General features: G+C 37.9%; 16 protein-coding genes. 4 read left to right on the plus strand and 12 right to left on the minus strand.

All coding sequences use genetic code 11. The features are described from left to right. Nucleotides 1-211 precede the first annotated feature (211 nt). Both PMAN_RS17595 and PMAN_RS17600 read right to left on the minus strand, forming a co-directional pair. On the minus strand, nucleotides 212-1,207 hold the full coding sequence (locus PMAN_RS17595; RefSeq protein WP_010556796.1) for a Gfo/Idh/MocA family protein: 996 nt from the start codon (nucleotides 1,205-1,207) through the stop codon (nucleotides 212-214). A gap of 2 nt (nucleotides 1,208-1,209) precedes the next feature. Further along, nucleotides 1,210-2,241, minus strand: coding sequence for an AraC family transcriptional regulator (locus PMAN_RS17600; RefSeq protein WP_010556795.1), 1,032 nt, complete (start codon nucleotides 2,239-2,241; stop codon nucleotides 1,210-1,212). 95 nt (nucleotides 2,242-2,336) lie between these two features. Here PMAN_RS17600 and PMAN_RS17605 point away from each other — a divergent pair, with 95 nt between their 5' ends. Further along, nucleotides 2,337-3,941, plus strand: coding sequence for a GMC family oxidoreductase (locus PMAN_RS17605; protein ID WP_010556794.1), 1,605 nt, complete (start codon nucleotides 2,337-2,339; stop codon nucleotides 3,939-3,941). On the opposite strand, the gene PMAN_RS17610 is transcribed toward PMAN_RS17605, so the two are convergent. From PMAN_RS17610 to PMAN_RS17620, 3 genes are all read right to left on the minus strand, one after another. Next, on the minus strand, nucleotides 3,938-4,750 hold the full coding sequence (locus PMAN_RS17610) for a class I SAM-dependent methyltransferase (RefSeq protein ID WP_010556793.1): 813 nt from the start codon (nucleotides 4,748-4,750) through the stop codon (nucleotides 3,938-3,940). The two genes, PMAN_RS17605 and PMAN_RS17610, sit on opposite strands and share 4 nt — an antisense overlap. A 6-nt stretch (nucleotides 4,751-4,756) precedes the next feature. Continuing rightward, nucleotides 4,757-5,140, minus strand: coding sequence for a hypothetical protein (locus PMAN_RS17615; protein WP_010556792.1), 384 nt, complete (start codon nucleotides 5,138-5,140; stop codon nucleotides 4,757-4,759). Between the two features lie 67 nt (nucleotides 5,141-5,207). Next, nucleotides 5,208-5,627 (minus strand): DUF3429 domain-containing protein, encoded by a 420-nt coding sequence (locus PMAN_RS17620; RefSeq protein ID WP_010556791.1) that lies wholly within the window; start codon nucleotides 5,625-5,627, stop codon nucleotides 5,208-5,210. 265 nt (nucleotides 5,628-5,892) lie between these two features. On the opposite strand from PMAN_RS17620, the gene ahpC reads away from it, so the two are divergent. After that, nucleotides 5,893-6,462 carry an alkyl hydroperoxide reductase subunit C gene (gene ahpC, locus PMAN_RS17625; RefSeq protein ID WP_004587118.1) on the plus strand — a complete coding sequence of 190 codons (570 nt, stop codon included), beginning with the start codon at nucleotides 5,893-5,895 and terminating at the stop codon, nucleotides 6,460-6,462. Nucleotides 6,463-6,615: 153 nt separating this feature from the next. Beyond that, nucleotides 6,616-8,199, plus strand: a complete 1,584-nt coding sequence (gene ahpF, locus PMAN_RS17630) for an alkyl hydroperoxide reductase subunit F (RefSeq protein WP_010556790.1) — start codon at nucleotides 6,616-6,618, stop codon at nucleotides 8,197-8,199. Between the two features lie 114 nt (nucleotides 8,200-8,313). Here the strand turns inward: ahpF and PMAN_RS17635 are convergent, their stop codons facing one another. The 4 genes from PMAN_RS17635 to PMAN_RS17650 form a co-directional block, all read right to left on the minus strand. Further along, on the minus strand, nucleotides 8,314-8,553 hold the full coding sequence (locus PMAN_RS17635; protein WP_010556789.1) for a hypothetical protein: 240 nt from the start codon (nucleotides 8,551-8,553) through the stop codon (nucleotides 8,314-8,316). A 32-nt stretch (nucleotides 8,554-8,585) separates the two neighbouring features. Next, the gene (locus PMAN_RS17640) at nucleotides 8,586-10,613 is read right to left on the minus strand and encodes a hybrid sensor histidine kinase/response regulator (RefSeq protein WP_010556788.1); all 2,028 of its coding nucleotides are present in this window, start codon (nucleotides 10,611-10,613) and stop codon (nucleotides 8,586-8,588) included. Nucleotides 10,614-10,774: 161 nt separating this feature from the next. Then, nucleotides 10,775-10,996 carry a hypothetical protein gene (locus PMAN_RS17645; RefSeq protein WP_006791618.1) on the minus strand — a complete coding sequence of 74 codons (222 nt, stop codon included), beginning with the start codon at nucleotides 10,994-10,996 and terminating at the stop codon, nucleotides 10,775-10,777. A 58-nt stretch (nucleotides 10,997-11,054) separates the two neighbouring features. After that, the gene (locus tag PMAN_RS17650; protein WP_008129729.1) at nucleotides 11,055-11,894 is read right to left on the minus strand and encodes a patatin-like phospholipase family protein; all 840 of its coding nucleotides are present in this window, start codon (nucleotides 11,892-11,894) and stop codon (nucleotides 11,055-11,057) included. 484 nt (nucleotides 11,895-12,378) lie between these two features. Here PMAN_RS17650 and PMAN_RS17655 point away from each other — a divergent pair, with 484 nt between their 5' ends. Further along, complete coding sequence (locus PMAN_RS17655) at nucleotides 12,379-13,251, plus strand: SMP-30/gluconolactonase/LRE family protein (RefSeq protein WP_010556787.1); 873 nt, start codon at nucleotides 12,379-12,381, stop codon at nucleotides 13,249-13,251. 12 nt (nucleotides 13,252-13,263) lie between these two features. On the opposite strand, the gene PMAN_RS17660 is transcribed toward PMAN_RS17655, so the two are convergent. The 3 genes from PMAN_RS17660 to PMAN_RS17670 form a co-directional block, all read right to left on the minus strand. Continuing rightward, on the minus strand, nucleotides 13,264-13,722 hold the full coding sequence (locus PMAN_RS17660) for an NfeD family protein (RefSeq protein WP_010556786.1): 459 nt from the start codon (nucleotides 13,720-13,722) through the stop codon (nucleotides 13,264-13,266). A gap of 17 nt (nucleotides 13,723-13,739) precedes the next feature. Then, a complete protein-coding gene (locus tag PMAN_RS17665) occupies nucleotides 13,740-14,693 on the minus strand; it encodes an SPFH domain-containing protein (RefSeq protein WP_010556785.1) in 954 nt (317 codons plus the stop codon). A 119-nt stretch (nucleotides 14,694-14,812) separates the two neighbouring features. Then, nucleotides 14,813-16,255, minus strand: a complete 1,443-nt coding sequence (locus PMAN_RS17670) for a sensor domain-containing diguanylate cyclase (RefSeq protein WP_010556784.1) — start codon at nucleotides 16,253-16,255, stop codon at nucleotides 14,813-14,815. Nucleotides 16,256-16,395 lie beyond the last annotated feature (140 nt).

A 16,395-nucleotide genomic window follows, 5' to 3' on the forward strand; every position in this document is an offset into this window, starting at 1 on the left:
TCTGATTAAGATTGAGTAATAGCTCTATTGTCAGTCAGTAATTGGTAAATACTTTAGGTCATTATATCAAATTGATTGCCCACGGATGGGGATCGTTGTTGTAATGTGCGTAAGTAAAAGTGTGTAGTTAGTATAGTGATTTGCATTTCCCCATGGGCGTTAACTGTCGTTGGTTAACGCCCATATACAGCTAATCCAGTTATAGGCTTAATTAATGTGTTTTATCGTTAGGGTAAATCACACCTAATTGTTTACGAGCTTCGTCAAGTACATTCATAACATCTAATGACAACGCGAAGGTGTTTACATCAGATTCCCACTGTTGTTTTTCTATGAGTTGCATAAAGTGAGCAACTTCAAACTTCATAAAATGCTCATCAAATTGTTCAGATATAATTTCTGATTTGCCATTGTTAGCAATAAACTCTACTTTTTTGAGTTGCGATACGGCTTCAATACGCATTCTGCCTAGTTCACCTTGTATTTCTGTTATGTTGTCGCCTTGCGATATTTTTGAGTAGCTAATCACAGCTTGCTTATTTGAGTAATTAAGCAGTACATCGCCTGCGCCATCAACACCGGTATCTAGTATTACGCCACTTGCATTTACACTTTGCGGCGCGCCCCAAAGTGCAATTAACAAGTAAAGAGGGTATATACCTAAATCGACCAAAGCACCGTTGGCAAATTCAGGTAAAAAGGTGTTAGGGCGCTCCCCATTTTTGTACTTATCGTAACGAGATGAATATTGACTGTATTGACCTATGTACTTTCGAGGAGTGCCTATTCTGCTAAGTGCTTGCTTTAACAATGTGAAGTTAGGTAAATGGGTGGTCATCATTGCTTCCATGTATAAGCACTGGTTTTGCTTAGCGGTGGCTATGATTTCTTTTAGTTCTTGGCTATTGGCTGCGGACGGCTTTTCACCGAGTACATGTTTACCTGCGTTTAAACACATAACCGCATACTGTTTGTGCAAGCTGTTGGGCGCGGCTATATAAACTGCGTCAACGCATTCGTCTTGGCAAACTTGTTCAATACTGGTAAACGTTTTTGCATGTGTATTTTGCGGGTGCTTTGCTAAAAATGCTTCGCCGCTTGAAAGCGCGCGAGAGCAAACCCCGTATAAATTAAAATCAGCGAGGGTATTAGCAGCGTCAAGTAATGTGTCGCTGATAAAATTAGTACCTACAATTACAAAGTTCATACTCATTCCTTAGAATTATGTTTATTTAAGTTTATCATTTTTTTAGCTCTGTATGCTTGCGGAGAATAACCAAACCAACGTTTTACACTGGCGCTAAGTGTTGCTTGTTCTTGATAACCTAATAGCTCTGAGATGGTTGAAATACTGTAATGGTTTTGCGCCAAATAGTGCGCAGCTAATGAGCGCCGGGTTGAGTCTTTTAGTTTTACAAAGCTTGTGTTGTGTTTATTTAACTCTCTGTGCAATGTTCTTGGGTGCATACCCAGCGCTGTAGCTATGGTTTCGTTTGTGCATTGATATATTGGCAACATGGGCCTAATTAACGCGCTTACTTGAGTTGGCAGGGATTGATTTTGCTGTTCGCTTTGAGCTAAAAACTGCAGCGCGGCAGGTACTTTATCGTGCTGGGGTTGTGCAATTGATAATGCTAAATCTGTTTTTAAAATAACAATACCGGCACTATTTCTATTGTGCGTGACTTTGCAGCCAAAGTAAGTGTTATATGCGCGGGTATTAGCAAGTTGCTTTTGAGGTAAGAATACCGATTGTGGTTTACAGGTGTTATTACTTATTTTTTTTATTACTCCCATGGCGAGGCCGATAGTTAGTTCTAAAACCTGGGTTGTTTTAGGTAATGGGGTTAAGTTTATTTGAAATGATAAAAAGAGTGTTTTATCAGCCTCTAACGGATGAATAGTTAAGCTTAGAGCGGGAGTGTGTAGGTGCAAATATTTAATAACCCAGTTGAGGGCGTCACCTAAATTAGTGCTACTTTTTGCTGCTATAGCAATAGGGCCAAGTATATCAAAGCTCTGCTTATTGGCTAGTTGCAGCCCAAAGCTTGGGCAGTTGAGCGTATGTGCACAATATTCAAGGAGTTCGGCGTAAGTACTATAGGGCAAGTATTGTTGCTCTAAGTTATTAAAGCAAATGTTAAGGCCAAGCTGTGTCATTATTTGTGATATGTCAGCGCCTAAGCTCTTAACAAGCGAGTCTATCCCTTGTAGTGATGTGGCCTTAATAAAATTTTTCATGCATTACTCCAGCAACTTGGTGTCTAAAAATATCAAGTTTTGATGTGTTTTTCTATGCAGTATTAATAAGGTATTAATTTTTCATAAGGGCTCACATGCAGAGCACAACATTTGATTACATTGTTATAGGGGCAGGTAGTGCTGGGTGTGTTATTGCTTCGCGTTTATCTGAAGATAAAAATGTGAGTGTGTGTTTAATTGAAGCCGGCGGGGGTGATAAAAGCGCTCTTGTTCAAATGCCAGCTGGAGTTGCTGCCAGCGTGCCTTATGGTATTAACAGTTGGCACTATAATACAGTACCCCAAAAAGCACTTAACAATCGGTGCGGTTTTATGCCAAGGGGTAAAGTGCTCGGTGGTTCAAGCTCAATCAATGCAATGGTTTATATTCGAGGTAATAAACACGATTATGATGAGTGGGAAAAGCAGGGGAACATGGGCTGGGATTATAAAAGCATGTTGCCCTATTTTATAAAAGCTGAAAACAACAGTGCATTTATAAATAACCCATTGCATGGAGTTGATGGACCGCTTTATGTACAAGAGCTAAATACGCCAAGTTCTGTTAATCAGTATTTTTTAAATGCTTGCGCTGAACAAGGGGTACCGCTAAATGATGATATTAACGGTAAAGAACAAAGTGGTGCACGTTTGTCGCAGGTTACACAGCATAAAGGAGAACGTTGTAGTGCAGCGAAAGCGTATTTAACACCTAATTTAAATAGGGATAACCTAACCGTATTCACACATTGCCACGTTAAAAAAATAAATATAAAAAATAAAACTGCGCAAGGAGTGCAAATAACACGTAACAAGCAGCAAATAGAGTTAACGGCTAATAAAGAGGTGATTTTGAGTGCGGGGGCTATTAATTCGCCGCAAATTTTAATGTTGTCGGGGATTGGACCAAAAGAGCAATTAAAATTACATAATATTGATGTGAAGGTTGTGTTAGAAGGCGTTGGTGAAAATTTACAAGACCATCTAACAGTGGTTCCACTTTTTAAAGCCAATAATAGTGCCGGTACGTTTGGTATAAGCCCAAAAGGTGCGCTTCAAGTTACCAAAGGGGTTGCAGATTGGTTTAGTAAACGAAACGGATGTTTAACAAGTAACTTTGCGGAGTCTCATGCGTTTATTAAATTATTTAAAGATTCGCCGGCACCTGATGTTCAACTCGAATTTGTAATTGGGCTAGTAGACGATCATAGTCGCAAGTTGCATTATGGGCATGGGTACAGTATTCATAGCAGTATTATGCGACCTAAAAGTAGAGGGACTATCAAGCTTGCAAACAATGGCTCCCATACAGCACCACTGATTGATCCTAATTATTTAAGCCATCAAGATGACTTAAACATAATGTTGTTGGGTTTGAAAAAAACACTCGCAATAATGAATAGCCCAGCCTTTGATGAAATACGTGCAGATATGGTTTATCCACTCGATATAAATAATGATCAGCAGCTAATCGAGTTTATTCGTGAAACAGCTGACACTGAATATCACCCCGTTGGGACATGTAAAATGGGTAAAGACGAGATGTCGGTTGTTGACAGCAAGTTAAAAGTGCATGGCGTTAATAATTTACGTGTTGTTGACGCGTCGATAATGCCCACAATTGTCACAGGTAACACTAATGCCCCTGTTATAGCGATTGCAGAAAAAGCGGCTGACTTAATTAAGGCAGCCAATAGTTAGCTGTAAAAGGTGTTTAACCAGTGTTGCCAATCAGATTCTAGGCGTAACATTTGTAAGTGCTTTTTAGCTTTAAAATGTTTTGCTTGGTCTTCTTCTGCGATGAACGGTCCAACTCGGCAAAGCGCGCAATGGTTTGATGTTAAGTAGCTGGGTTTGGTTAATTGTTTGGCTAGTTGGGGTTCTAAGGTGCTACTTTTTGGGCTAAATACATACGTGATCCCGCTGGTGTCTTTGACGTGTTTGTCACGGTCAACATTACGAATTTTATATCCCGAAAAACGTGTTATATCAAATGGCATTTGGCCGCAATATGTGCTGCTTAAGCGTTCGTTTAAGCTGCCTTCTATGTTCCATTCACGATAAGGTTTTACATCTTTAGAGGTTATAAAGCAAAGCATTGGGCCATTTGGGTTTAACGCAAACTCAGTGGCATATTTAATAAATTGATGTAATAGGGCTCTGTTTAAAACGTTCATACTTGACTGACGAGTGCTAGCTTCAAACGCCTCTTTACCTACAAATGCAGGAATAAGTGGGAACTGAAAAATGACTACATCAAAGTATTGGTTGTTACTTTTTAATGCTTGCCAACACGCTTTGCTCGTTACATCAAAATTATTAAGAACGTTGACACTGCTTTCACGCAATTTTTTTAAAGCGTTATCAGGGTATTTTTGTTCTATGGTTTGTGCGCTATCGTAAGTTGAGGCGACTAACTTATTTGGTTTTACGTGCTCAAAAATCGCTTGAGAAAACGATAGGTCGCCATCGCCAACAGTAAGTATTCGCCAATTAGGGTTTAAGTACATACTTTGCTACGTGTTTTGCTTATTAACGTTTTGAAGTTGCTTATTTGCCGAATTTAAACGCTCAAAAGCAAGCCTTGTTTTTAGGCCTTCGATGGCTATTTGCTTAATAATTAAGTTAAAAGTGATTACAATTGCAAATGCAAAATGCAGTGGGCCATCTGTAAACCCACCGTCCGCTTTATATAACGTTACGCCAAATAATATGAGCAAAACAACTAAAAATATCTCAATAAGTTGATTTGAATAAAAGTTGAGGCGGTTTTCATTTTTGTGATCTTTTTTAATGCTAATAGCGCAAAAAAATGGAATGACCTTGATTTTGAAAGCGGCGTTTTTTTCTACATAGTTTTCGCCAAGCTCGTCAAGCTGCTGGCGTAATTGGTCAATCATGGTGAGTCCTCAAATAGCTGTGCGCGGATGGTACATTATTACCGCGCAATATTTAAGGTAATAGCTACTATTTAGGGTAAATACTCATACCAATAAAAAATATGTGGCATACAAACACGACCGACGTCAGCACAAAGCGCATTTTTTGATAGTCTTTGTCGTAGGTTTGCCACTGTGATGTTGATTTTTCAAAAAGTAGAACAAGCCAAAAACTCAGCGATAACCACCCTAAAACCCATTCAACAGGTAAAAATGCTAAAAATGGTACCGGAATAACAGGTAGTACCGCTTTTATTGCATCAGCATAGTTTTGCTGGCCGGCATGCCAAAGATTACCTGCCATAAAAGCAAGAATAGCAATGCTATAAAACGTAAAAAACTCTAAGTTAACACTGTTACTACCGAGCATCAGCGGCCACGCTAAACAGGCTAGAAATGGTAATAGGCCAAGATAGCCTAATTGGATGTGATTGATAAACTTGTTCATAACAGTGTGCCCTGGGTGTTTTTAATAGTAAGCGAGGCAATTGTATCAGCCTTACGCGCGCAAACCGATAAATTGCAATAAATTAACTACGAATCTAGTTATTATTTAGTTTCATCCTAAAAATCGATTGTTTTAATCTAAACAATCAATTTTATTTAATTTATCGATGGGCTTACTGTATTAATCAAGCCAGCAAGGTTAGCCCAAAAAATCTCGCTTTGCTTGGTAACTTAAATTAATACATTAAATATAAATGAGGAATACTATGAGCACTTCATTAATCAACACAAAAATTCAACCTTTCAACGCAACTGCATACCACAATGGTGATTTTGTAGAAGTATCTGAAAAAGATGTACTTGGTAAGTGGTCAATCTTCTTCTTTTACCCAGCAGATTTCACATTTGTATGTCCTACTGAACTTGGCGATGTTGCTGATTACTACGAGCAACTACAAGAAATGGGTGTAGAAGTTTACTCAGTATCAACTGATACTCATTTTACTCATAAAGCATGGCACGATACGTCAGACACAATTGGTAAAATTAAATTCCCGATGATTGGCGACCCAACAGGCCGTATTACTCGCAGCTTTGGCGTTATGATTGAAGATGATGGCCTAGCACTTCGTGGTACGTTTGTAATGAACCCTGAAGGTGAAATTAAAGTAATTGAAACTCATGATTTAGGCATTGGCCGTAGCGCTAAAGAGCTAGTGCGTAAAGTACAAGCTGCACAATACATTGCAACTCACGACGGTGAAGTTTGTCCTGCATCTTGGCAGCCGGGTGAAGACACTCTTGCTCCTTCACTAGACCTAGTTGGTAAAATCTAAGTATAGATTACCTCAACTATAAGGGCAGGTAACTGCCCTTAAACCAATAAATATTCGTTTATTGGTGCCTCCTATCTCAATTTGATGATTAAGCACATGCATTAATTGGCATGGGAGGCTTGCTGTTTAAATTTTCCTAAAAAGGGTTAAGCCATGTTAGATAACAACATTAAAAATCAATTAAAAAGCCATTTCGAATCGCTTACTCAACCTGTTGAGCTGCTTATTGCCTTGGATGACAGCAAAAAATCAACAGAAGTAGAAGGCTTAGCAAACGATTTAGCATCATTAAGCGATAAGTTTACGGTAGTTAACAACCCAGATACCAGCGCACGTCGCCCGTCTATGGTTGTACATTCGCCGGTTAAAAATACCCATATTACGTTTGCAGGCGTACCGATGGGACACGAATTTACAAGTTTAGTGTTGGCGCTTTTACATACTGGCGGGCATGCAAGTAAAGCAAAAAGCGAAGACATTGAACAGATACAATCACTTGATCAAGAACTTAATTTTGAAATTTACATTAGCTTGAGCTGCCAAACGTGCCCTCAAGTAGTGCAGGCGCTAAATACAATGGCCGCGACTAATAGCAAAATTAAAGCAACCATGATTGATGGCGCACTATTTCAAGAGGAAGTAGAAGAGCGCAACATTTTAGCTGTACCGGCTGTTTATTTAAATGGTGAACCATTTAGCCAAGGTGCATTAAGCCTAACTGACATTTTAAACAAAGTAGATAGTAAAGGTGCAGCACGCCAAGCTGCTGCACTAAGTGAAAAAGATGAATTTGACGTACTAGTAGTTGGTGGTGGACCTGCGGGTGCCTCAGCTGCTATTTACTCTGCACGTAAAGGCTTAAATACAGGTGTTGTAGCTGAACGTTTTGGTGGGCAAGTTGCTGACACATTAGCGATTGAAAACTTTATCTCTGTTAAAGCCACTGAAGGGCCAAAACTTGTTGCACAGCTTGAAGAGCATGTTAAAGAGTACGATGTTGATGTAATGCATAACCAACGTGCTGCAGGACTTGAACGCGTTAATAACAAATACGAAATTACGCTTGAGAACGGGGCTACTTTAAAAGCTAAATCACTTGTTTTAGCAACCGGTGCACGCTGGCGTGAAATGAACGTACCCGGTGAGCAAGAGTACCGTGGGCACGGTGTAGCATACTGCCCGCATTGTGATGGCCCTTTGTTTAAAGGTAAGCCTGTAGCAGTGATTGGTGGTGGTAACTCAGGTATTGAAGCGGCAATCGATTTAGCAAACATTGTTGAGCACGTAACAGTGCTTGAATTTGCAGATACACTTCGCGCCGATGAAGTACTTATTCGCAAAGCGAAAAGCTTAAATAATATTACTATTATTAAAAACGCCCAAACTACAGAAGTACTTGGCGATGGTAAAAAGGTAACAGGACTCACGTACACAGACCGAGTATCAGGTGATAGCAAGGCACTTACTCTAGCGGGTATTTTTGTACAAATAGGCTTAATTCCTAACACTGAGTGGTTAAAAATTAGTGACTTAGCGCTAAGTAAATTTGGTGAAATATTAATTGATGCAAAAGGTGCTACGTCATTACCGGGTGTTTATGGCGCAGGTGATGCAACAAATACCCCATTTAAGCAAATTATTATTGCCATGGGCAGCGGTGCAACAGCAAGTTTAGGTGCTTTTGATTACTTAATTCGCAACAGCGAAGAAAGCGAGCAAGACAAAACAGCTGCTTAACGTGCAAAACTTCTCTTGATATAACAGCAAGGTACACCCATCGCTGTTTGTTAACCCAAGCCGCCCTCTCCAAAGGCGGCTTTTTTATGGCGTAATTAATCATATATAAATAGGTTAATCGCCACCGCCACCGCAGGCAGAATCTGAACCGCTGCAATTATTATCAGAGTAACTTGTACTAGTATTATATGTGGTTGCACCTTGTTTTGAGTTTGCAGTGACAAAGGTAAGTAGTAGCAAAAAGCCACTAACAATTAAAATTACCATGATTGACTGCCAATCCTGTGACGAATAACCGACATAAAGTGACAAAGCTAAAATAGTAATCAAAATGGTCCGAGCTATTAATTTCATTGTTATTTCCTTTTACTTACTGTCAGGTACATTTAATGTAATTCTGGTTTAACGGTTTTTATTGCTGATGCGACAGCGAGCTCAAGTGAGTACATTTTAAAAGGTTTTGATATAAACATATCCATGCCAGCTTGTTTACAGGCAAGTTTGTCTTGAGACGATGTATTAGCAGTTAATGCAACAATATAAGTTTTATTAGTAGGGCAAATTTTTTGTTCTCTTAACTGCTTAGTTGCTTCAAAACCGTCCAAAATAGGCATAATACAGTCCATAAAAATAAGGTCATACGGCTTTTGCTTACATTTTAAAACAGCGTCTTGACCATCAACCGCAAAGTCGGGGTGTATATTAAGCTTATTTAGGGATGCGTTAAGCACTAATCTATTGATGTCGTTGTCATCAACAACAAGCACAGATAACTCGCTTGTGTTTAAATCAATGTTAGCGAGCGGTTTATTTTCAAGTGCTTGCTCTTCACCTCGGGTTATAGGGATATAAACTGAAAATGTAGAGCCTTTATTAATTTCGCTAGTAACTTCAATTTTACCGCCCATGTACTGAACAAGTTCTTTTACAATTGCTAAGCCTAGACCTGTACCGCCTTTTGTATTTTTAGCATCGACTTCTTGCGTAAATGGAGAAAATAGCGATTTAAGAAATTCAGGAGTCATCCCTCTGCCTGAGTCAGTCACGGTAATAGTGAGTGACAAAGCTTCGTCAATATTGGTTAAAAACGTGTCCAGCTTTACACTACCTTTTTCTGTAAACTTTAATGCATTACTGAGTAAATTGGAGGTAATTTGGCTTAGGCGTGTGTTGTCGAAAAAGGCCCAGCAATCGTCATTAATTTCATTTTTCACTTCAAGTGCGACACGCTTTTCAGTAAATAAAGGGGTATAAAGTGAAACAAGGTCAGTGAAAACAGTTTTTAATAAAACATTGTTTGGTTCAAGCTTAAGCTCGCCATGATTAATTTTTGAGAAATCAAGAACCTCATTAATAATGTTCAATAATATGTCTGAGCTGCGTAGCGCAACTTTAATTTTTTCTGTTCTTTTTTGTTCATCATGCTCATCTATCAAGTTGGTGAGCATGCCTGTAATACCATTGAGTGGCGTTCTGAGTTCATGGCTAATTTTTGCAAAAAGCATGCTTCTATCAAAAAGTAAGCGTTCAGCCTCTGCTTTTTTGCTTTTAAGTTCTTCACGAAGAGTCATCGACTCTGTTACATCTTGAAACGTGCCAAATAACCTTACGCAGGTGTCGCCTTCAAATTCAGCTTCTCCAAAGGTCGATACCCAAATGTTGTTATTTTTTGCAGTAACAATTTCAAGGTCTAAATTCCACTTTTCGCCTTTGCTAACGGCTAACTCTACTGCTTTGGTAATATTTTCTCTGCTAGATCCCTCTTTATAGAAGTTAATTGCTGTTTCCATAATAGGTTGATAGTTTTCATCAACTTCGTGAATAAGCTTAGTTTGTTTGCTCCAATAAATTTTATTGTGGGCAATATCAACTTCCCAAGTTCCTATATTCGCAACGCTTTCAAGCTTAACAAGGCTATTACTATTTTTTATTAGGCGATCTTTTGTTTGGTTTCTGGCAAATTCCGCACCTAACCATTGTGCAAATAATTCTATATAGTCATAGGCTTGGTCTGTAAAAACAGGCGATGAATCAGCAGAAGAAAAGTTAACGGTTCCAAACACTTCATTACCTATTTTAATAGGAGCACCAATGTAGGATTCCAGTTGGAAATTAGCAAAGCAAGGGTGGTCTGCAATTTCGCTCTGAGATACATTGTGAAATGCGAGGGCTGAGCCTGCTTTGAGGGTGTGTGTGCAGTAAGTACCTTCTAGGTCAAATTGTGTACCTATAGCAAGATCGTTGTTAGGGGTAACCGCATATAAAACAGTGTAACACTGGTCTTCAACCTTACTGATAATAGCTAAATCAAGATTAAAAACGTTAAGCCCAAACGTTAATAGCTTTTGCGTTTTGTTGTCAAATGATAAACTTTGATCAGAGACTATGTCGTGAAATTGCCTAAGAAAATTCAATAGAAAAACCCTATGGTATTAATTTTTTAAAACTTTATTTAGCAAGCTTAGAATAACGTTAAAAAGTGATAAAAAGCTATTACTATCTCGGCAACTAAATACATAAAAACACGATTTGATTAAAATATAGATTTAGCGTATCTGTGTGCTCGTTATATAATCTAGTATGTTGAGTTAGGTGTGTACTCTGGGTTGATATCTCCATCAACTTCTTCTGGATCAACATCGTTTATCAGCAGTGTTTCTCTTACGGCTTCTATATGATCAAGGACCGTTTGATAACGCTCACCATATTCATATTTAGTCACTTCAATAGCTTTTGGCATATATGTAAACGCTATTTTAAGAGCATGAAGTGCATCGTCATTTATTTTTTCACTCATATTTTTCTCCTGACTAAATTAATATCGGCGGTTAAAGTATTTTCTTTAATTGTTTATTTTAGGGTGCTTGCAAGTGAGCACGCGCTTCAGTTATGCCCATTTGGTATCCTTTATTTAAAATATTAAACGATTTAGTGGTTCTGCCCACTTTAAAGTGCTTTGGTGGTGCAATAATATTAACTATACAATCGCTGGGTGGGTTTTCTATAAAATCGATACTTTTATTATAAACGTCAGCTCTATTTAATGCTGCATTTATGAGTGCAGGATAGCCCTTATAAATTTGTTTAGTGAGCCAAGACGTTTTTGTCGCTTTTTTTTTGTACCCTCGTGAACGTGACAAGATAACCGTTATTTCGCGCGCCCCCATTTCATACGCCTTGATAACAGGAATAGAGTCTGCAACTCCACCATCCGTCATAGGTGTGTTATTTATAATCGGGTAATCACGATATGCAATAGGAATTGCGCAGGATGCTTTTAATTGCTCAACCATATTGTCGTTTGTTGCTTCTAAATAATAGGCTTTACCTGAATCTATAGCGGTAGTAACAATATAAAACGGTTGTGGGTTTTGCTCAAATATTTCGGTTTGTAGACGAATTTCACGAATAGTTTCTTCCCATAACCAATCAAGGTCAAATAAGTGACCACCTTTTAAAAACCGAGCCAGATTAATAAACTCCGGCCTACATGAATAATCTGTTATCACTTTGTAGTTTCGCATGGGTTGCTTACATAAGAATGCAGCTACATTTGTTGCTCCTGCAGAAACGCCAAAGTAACAATCAAAGGGCTGATGATTTTGTGATAAAAATTCATCAAGGACGCCTGCAGCAAATATACCGCGCATTGCGCCACCTTCGACTACAAGTGCATGTTTTATATTTTTAGCCATAATTGTAACTCCTTTTAATCTGACTTTATGTTACCAACTAAGGCCAGTGAGGGCGAGCTATAAAACACATACTATCAATAAGTTGCATTCCTATTAAAAGTTAATTCAATAATAAAAAAGCAATAAATCAGACATTTAATTTAATAAATATGTTGGTAGTTAATATATTAATTAATCGGCATACTATTTTTAGAAATTTTATGGCTGTAATTCCATCGCACTGAGTTATATTTTTTGTTAATGTTAGGCTTCAAGCTTATGTTAATAATAAACCTTAAACGGGTTACTGATACTGCAACATTAAGATGGATAATACGCGTCAATATTTTTGCATAAATTGACATTGTTATAGTTATTATATCGCGAACCTAAGTCAGCATAATGTAGCCGTTGTTGCTTTCGAGCCCGATAATTTAAGAGCCTTGTACTGCGAATAATTGTACCAAGGTCATAGTTTGCTCCTACAAGGTAAATAAACTCTAAAATGAGCGATTTTAAAATCACCTTATTTAATAATACGCAAAATCAGCTTGGCGAAAGTCCGCTATGGCACCCAATGTTGGAAACACTCTTCTGGGTTGATATCAATAAAAAACTGTTATTTTGTTGCTCACTCGGTAAACCAGCAAATGCTTACTCGGTTGAAATGCCTTTTATAGTGACAGCTATAGCTTGGCAAGATAAAGAGCATTTAATTTTAGGAACTGAATCTGGGATTTATCGTTACAATATAAAGCGTAAAATACCTCAGTTAATTACGGAACTTGAAAGTGGCGACACGAATAGGCGCTCAAACGATGGGCGTGCCGATCCCTGGGGTGGTTTTTGGTTAAGTACAATGGATATGACTGCCGAAAAAGGGCAGGGCAAGATATACCGCTATTACAATAAAAAGCTAGATTGCATTGTGACTGATTTAACCATTCCTAATGGTTTGTGTTTTGATAAAGCTCGCTCTCGTGGTTACTATTGTGACTCTTTTACAAGCTGTATTTACTTTCTTGACCTTGATGTTAATACAGGTGAAGTTGCTGGTACGGCGAAGGTATTCTATCAATTTAATAACACCGATGTAGATCCCGATGGTTGCGTAATCGACAGTATTGGTAACTTGTGGTTAGCGGTATGGGGAATGGGCTGTATTATGTGTTTATCGCCTGATGCAGAAGTAATTCATACAATAAAAGTAAATAACCTCAATCCTACATGTACAGCATTTGGCGGCAAACAAGGTGAGCTGCTATTTGTGACTTCAGCAGTGTGCGAGTCTAATAAGGACTTACAAAATATACAAGGGACGACAATTCAAATTAGCGGGATAAAAAACGGGCAACTAGAGCCACCCGTTATTTTATAATTTGTTTACAGGTTACTGGGAGACTGGTTTGACCCACATAACGCCAACATCTTTTTTCATAACGTATACGCGAGTGCCTGCAGTAATTGTTTGCTCACTTTTTAATTTCCAGCTAATACCTGAATAATTATACGTAGTTAACCCTTGATCGGTAACGTCGTCATCTAGGGTAAAAGTAAGCTCTGCAAAATCGTTTGTTACGGGCTTTGTATCCACACGGTTTTGCATTTTTTTTAGAGGTTTCCACAGGCCAATGGCTAAAATAGCCGTTACCACTGTGTTACTCCATAGTGCAGTTGTTAATGAGTCAGGCAATATTCCTATGCTCATTGAAAAACCAGTTATCAGTAGTGATAAGCCAAAAAATAATAGAATAATAGTAGAGAGACCCAGCACGGCTACTTCTATTATTAAGGCAATTATACCAAGCACCATAAGTGCTTGTGGTAAATTTTGTATAATAAAATCCATACAAACCTCTTTAGGTGTTAACCTTTATTTTGCTTGTTTAAACTATTAATGATTGCCATGCCTTGCGCAACCATTGAGCTTGCATCTGTTGCGTTGTCAGGGAGAAGAACAACAGATGATTCACGTGCAATGGCTTCTTTAGCCGAAATGGCTTTAGTTGCTAAATCAAGTTGAATCGCTTTTTGCCCTTGCTCTGTATCAGCGGCTTCACCGACTTTTAATAGTGCATTGGCTTGAGCTTTTGCGACGGTTGTAATTGCGGTAGCTTCACCTTCCGCACGTAAAATTTGCTCAGCTTTATCTGCTTCTGCAGCAAGCACTTGTGCTTGCTTTTTACCTTCAGCGACATTTATATTTGCTTGACGGTCACCTTCAGACTCTAAAATTTGAGCACGTTTTACACGCTCAGCCTTCATTTGTGCTTCCATAGCTTCCATAATCGAGTTCGGTGGCACAATATCTTTAATTTCGTAACGCAGTACTTGAATACCCCATGGCTCAGATGCCTGGTTTATTGCAGCTACGATATTTGTGTTTAGTAAGTCTCGCTCTTCAAAAGTTTTATCTAGCTCCATTTTACCAAGCTCTGAGCGCATTGTTGTTTGCGAAAGCTGAACAACTGCAAATGTATAATCGTCAACACCATAGGTAGCTTTGTACGGGTCTAATACTCGAAAGTACAATACGCCATCTACAATTAACGAGATGTTATCTTTTGTTATAGCTGATTGAGATGGAACATCTTGGGCCTGTTCTTTTAAGCTGCGGTCGGCAGATATTCTATCGATAAACGGAATAATAAAATTAAGGCCGGCTTCTTTGGTTGATTGGTATTTACCAAAACGTTCAATTAGCCAAGCTCTATTTTGAGGGACAAATTTAACACTGCTTTTTAGAAGCACAATAACAAATATGAGTAAAAATGCCTCAACGGTAAATACGACATCGAGGATTTGTGACACTGGATCCATTTAAATATTCCTTATAATAATTAATCATAAAATGGTGTGTTGTTTTAATTTTAAACTAATAAAGACTACCACTTTTCAATGTAATTACCTACAAAAAGTGGGCACTTAAGAAGTACATATTATCGAGGGGGGCTCTCGGAAATTTTATTTCGACCAGTTTCTTTAGCGTTATAAAGAGCAGCGTCTGCTTTTGCAATAATGTCTTCTGCTATTGTTTTTGTGTTAGGAATTAGGCTATAAAAACCAATACTTAAAGTAAGCATATCACTTACTTCTGAATATTTATGCTCTATGCCCAACTTGGCTATTTCTTTTTGAATTAGAGTGGAAAAGCAATATGCATTATCAGTATTGGTACAGGGTAAAATAAGTGCAAATTCTTCACCACCATATCGAGCTGCTAGATCGCCGGGGCGCTTACATAAATTTTGCAGTGTTTCAGCAACTTGTTTTAATGCCTCATCCCCTTTTTGATGACCATAACTATCGTTGTATTTTTTAAAAAAGTCGATGTCGCAAATAAGTAAACTAATGGGTTGTTGGTAACGAACGCATCGTTGTATTTCGTCATCTATAGTTTGATCAAAGCATCGACGATTAGCTATGTTAGTCAAGCCGTCTGTATTTACCAGCTCACTTAATTGTTGATTGGCTGTGATAAGTTGCTGCTGAGTAAGTTCTAATTTTTGTTTATAGTTTATATTTTTGAACGCGTTGGTTAGTATTTCACCCACTAATTTTATTCTGATTAAATCAAGGTTTGTCCATTCACGTTTTACTGCTACACAATCGCAACCAATAAAACCAACAAGCTCTTTTTCGTAGCTTAAGCCAATGCACATTACTGATTTGATTTTTTGTAGTTCAAATTCCTTTTTTTCACCACCTGCAGAGGCTGGTAAATCCGCAATATCATTTACTTTAAAAAGGTAAGTGTCGTTCATTAATTTAAAAAAGTAGGGAAGTTCGCTTTTAGGAATATTTTGTAACGAATCCTTAAAAGGCATTATGCCTTTATTTACCCATTCATGTGTATTACTCATTTGTGTGTTTTCGTCGTTAAATTTAAATAAATAGCTGCGATCTGCATGGCATACAGTGCCAATTGCTTTTAATGCATAATTAATATGTTTATCTACATCATCGTTCTGAATATCAATGAGATCGGCTGATATATTCGATATAACAACATCAAAATTATATTGTTCATCAATTGTTTGTTTTTCTATTTCAAAGGTGATCATTGAAACGGTCTCGGTAATATTGGCAAATTTAATGTTCAGTAAGAAGGCTGTTTGATCTACTTCAAGCACCACTTTATTTTGAACATTAGGTATAAGATAAACATCAAAAAGGTTCTGTAATAATAAAGTTTTTTTACTTAAAGGGCTTATTAGCTTTATGTGACTAAAGTGATTTTCATTCAAGTCAGAATGCTGCTTTAAATTAAACAGGTTTAACGCGGATTCGTTTGCTTTGTAGTTGCGTGTTTTTGAGTCGTGGACCAAAACAGCAAAAGGGAGACACTTTAATGTACTCCAGATCTCTTTAATCGAGTTCAACGTTTAAGTTACCTCATTTTCTATAAAAGATAGGACATATCCGATTGATTTTTATTCTTATAATATAGTTTTAGTACAGTTTTGTTGATATTACTAACTTTTTTAGTGCGTTTATGTGAGTCACGCATTATAATTGATAC

It is taken from the genome of Pseudoalteromonas marina, assembly GCF_000238335.3.
In the GTDB taxonomy this organism is placed as follows: Bacteria; Pseudomonadota; Gammaproteobacteria; order Enterobacterales; family Alteromonadaceae; genus Pseudoalteromonas; species Pseudoalteromonas marina.